This is a genomic window from Nocardiopsis lucentensis DSM 44048 (genome assembly GCF_000341125.1).
GTDB lineage: Bacteria > Actinomycetota > Actinomycetes > Streptosporangiales > Streptosporangiaceae > Nocardiopsis > Nocardiopsis lucentensis.
In genome coordinates this window covers 1-2,719 of sequence record NZ_ANBC01000231.1, presented here as the reverse complement: position 1 = coordinate 2,719, position 2,719 = coordinate 1, and the positions used below count along the sequence as shown (strand labels likewise).

At 71.8% G+C, this 2,719-nt stretch carries 1 protein-coding gene and 2 pseudogenes; 2 read left to right on the top strand and 1 reads right to left on the bottom strand.

Features of this window, described 5'->3' with window-relative positions:
* Nucleotides 1–718: pseudogene (locus tag D471_RS40065) on the top strand (serine/threonine protein kinase); the annotation flags it as partial.
* Nucleotides 719–774: 56 nt separating this feature from the next.
* Here the strand turns inward: D471_RS40065 and D471_RS0107715 are convergent.
* Nucleotides 775–1,422: an aggregation-promoting factor C-terminal-like domain-containing protein gene (locus tag D471_RS0107715; RefSeq protein WP_017598080.1), complete on the bottom strand. Its 648-nt coding sequence runs from the start codon at nt 1,420–1,422 to the stop codon at nt 775–777.
* Between the two features lie 468 nt (nt 1,423–1,890).
* On the opposite strand from D471_RS0107715, the pseudogene D471_RS33420 reads away from it, so the two are divergent.
* Nucleotides 1,891–2,719 (top strand): annotated as a pseudogene (locus tag D471_RS33420) (SCO7613 C-terminal domain-containing membrane protein); the annotation flags it as partial.

Below are 2,719 nucleotides of genomic sequence, written 5' to 3'. Positions count from 1 at the left end.
CCGCCGCTCAGGGACGGGCTCGACGGGCAAACTGTTGATCGGCCTGGGCGCGGTGGGCGTGGCCGTGGTGCTCGTCGCGGTGGTCGCGGCCGCCCTCGTCGTCCGTTCCGGCGAACAGCCCACCGATGATCCGTCGGTGGTCGCCGAGCCTCCGGCGACCAGCGCGCCCACAAGCGAGAGCGAGGACGACGGTGGCGACGGCTATCCGCCCTCCTACGACGACCTGACGGCCTACCGCTCCCAGTGGTTCACCGTGGACTATCCGTCCGGGTGGGCGGTCCACGACGACGAGATCGACGAGGGCCGGGTGTTCTTCGTCGCCCCCGGCAACGACCAGCAGGTCCAGGTGGCCGCGTGGACGGAGCAGGTCTACGACCGCGGCAGCGCGGAGTTCCTGGAGGAGACCGACGGCGGGACGAGCGTCGTGGCGGGCGACGTCACGACGAACTACCGGCAGCTGGGCCTGGAGGAGGTCGACAGCGACGACTTCCCCGACTCCTGGAACGAGGACTGGGACGTCGCGCGGGTGGCGGCGGACTTCACCAACGAGCAGTGGGCCACCACGGAACGGCGGTTCTGGCGGGTCGCGATCAGCTTCGAGGACGAGGACCAGCGGATCTTCTACCTCGTGAGCGTCAACGTCCCGCAGGACGACGCCGACTTCTACCAGGACCTCCCCGGCGACGTCGTCGAGACCTTCGTCCCGTCACCGCGGTGACCCGGGGCCGCGCGGACGCCGGGCTCCACGGCCCGCGTCCGCGCGGGGAACGGCGGTCAGTACCAGCCGTTGGCCTGGGAGTGGGCCCAGGCCTCGCACGGGGTGCCGTAGGTGCCCTTGATGTAGTCGATGCCCCACGCGATCTGGGTGGCGGGGTTGGTCCGCCAGTCGCCGCCGTGGCTGGCCATCCTGTCACCGGGATAGGCCTGGGGGATGCCGTAGGCGCCGGAACTCGGGTTCTGCGCCGTGTGGTTCCAGTTGCTCTCCTTCTCCCAGAGGGGTTCGAGGCAGCCGCTGAACTCGCTCTGCGCCCAGCCCTCGGCCAGGACCATCTCGAGCGCGATGGACTTCGGGTCGCCCGTGAACGCGGGGGCGTCGGCCGATCCCTCCTCGTCCTCGTCCTCCTCCGGCTCCTCGACGATGTCGCTCCCCTGGGCCTGGGCGGTGCGTACGCCCGCGCCGAGAACGGTGTCGCGCTCCTGCTCGGCCTGGGCTCGCCGGACCTGGAGCTCCTCGTCGGTCAGTTCCTCGGAGGTGAAGAAGTCGTCCTCCGCGTCGGTGTCGACGGCGGGCGCCTCCTCGACGTTGGCGGCGCTGGCGGCCGAGTCGGGCTCGACGTCGTCGTCGGCGAAGGCGACGACGGTGAAGGTCGCACCAGCGACGAGGGCCGCCGCACCGACGGCCGCACCGATCCGCAGCGACATTCGGTTGATTACCACGGTTGCCTTTCCCAAGAGGGGGTGTCCGGCAGGGAGATCCCTGGTGGAACGGGTGGTCGCCTGCACAGGTGGCGTGATCGCGCACGTTCGCGGGGGCGCGTACGGCCTCGGGGGCGCGTACGGTGCGCGGCGGGGAAGGAGGAGGACTCCGTTCGACCCACCGCGGCGAGGGGTCCCGCTCGGGGCGGGGACGCGCTGTGCAGCGGATTCAGCCTGCACCACCGTCACGGTAAAGTGACTCCACTTTTACTGTGCCTTGGGTCACATCACGGAATGTGTCGCATTTGTGGCGCTCTGACCTGCAAAGAAACACGAAGAGTCAACCGAGGGTCAATCCGGAAAGATTGCGGGAGTCTCTCCCGGGCCGCTCCGGAGCAGCGGTGTCAGGCCCGGAGCGACCGCCTGAGTACCCGTACGGATGCCGTCGGGGCACGATCGGACGAGGATGGCGGCATGAACCAGCAAGGACCTCCACCGCACGACGCGGCCTCCGAGCCGCGGTGCCCGGACTGTCGCGCCCCGTTGGGCGACCGCCCCCGCGACTGCGCGCGGTGCGGGATCCTGCTCGTGGGCGCCACCGCCGAACGCCTGTGGCTGATCGACACCGAACTGTCCGCCCTCGCCGGCCGGGAACGCGCGCTGCACGCCGAACGCGCCGCCGTCCTGCACGCGCTGCGCCAGGAGTCGCACCACGCCGCGCCGCAGGCCGCTCCGCCCGTCGCACCCGCGGGTCCCGACGGGGCCGACCGACTCGCCCCCGCCCAGGTGCCCGGTAGCGCGCGAGGCTCGCGGACCTCCCCCGAGGAGGTCGTCGTGTCCGTGCCGTTCGACGCCTCCGACCTCGGCCCCGCATCCCAAGGTCCACCACCGTCCCCTCCGGCGGTGGACCGCGTGGGAGAGGTCACCCGCCGCTCGGCGCAGAACGTCATCCTCGGCCTCGGCGGACTGCTCGTGGGCGTCGCGGCCCTGGTGTTCGCCATCTGGACGTGGAGCGACATGGGCACCGGCACCCGCGCGGCCGTGCTCGTCACGACCACGCTGCTGTTCGCCGGGGTCGCCCACCCCCTGTACCGGCGCGGACTGCGCGCGAGCGCCGAGACGTTCGCTGCCCTGGCGGCGGGGCTGCTCGGCGTCGACGCCCTCGCCCTGTTCCTGCTGTCGGACGGCCTCACCAACGCCCCGGGGTACGCGGCGGTCTCCCTCTCCGTGATCGGCGCCCTGATGGCGCTGTACCCCCTGGCCGTCCCGCTGGCCGGGCCACGCGTCATCGCGGTCCTGCTCG

Coding starts and splice junctions, on each gene's coding strand:
- D471_RS0107715 (WP_017598080.1), bottom strand. CDS start 1,422: ATGTCGCTGCGGATCGGTGCGGCCGTCGGTGCGGCGGCCCTCGTCGCT.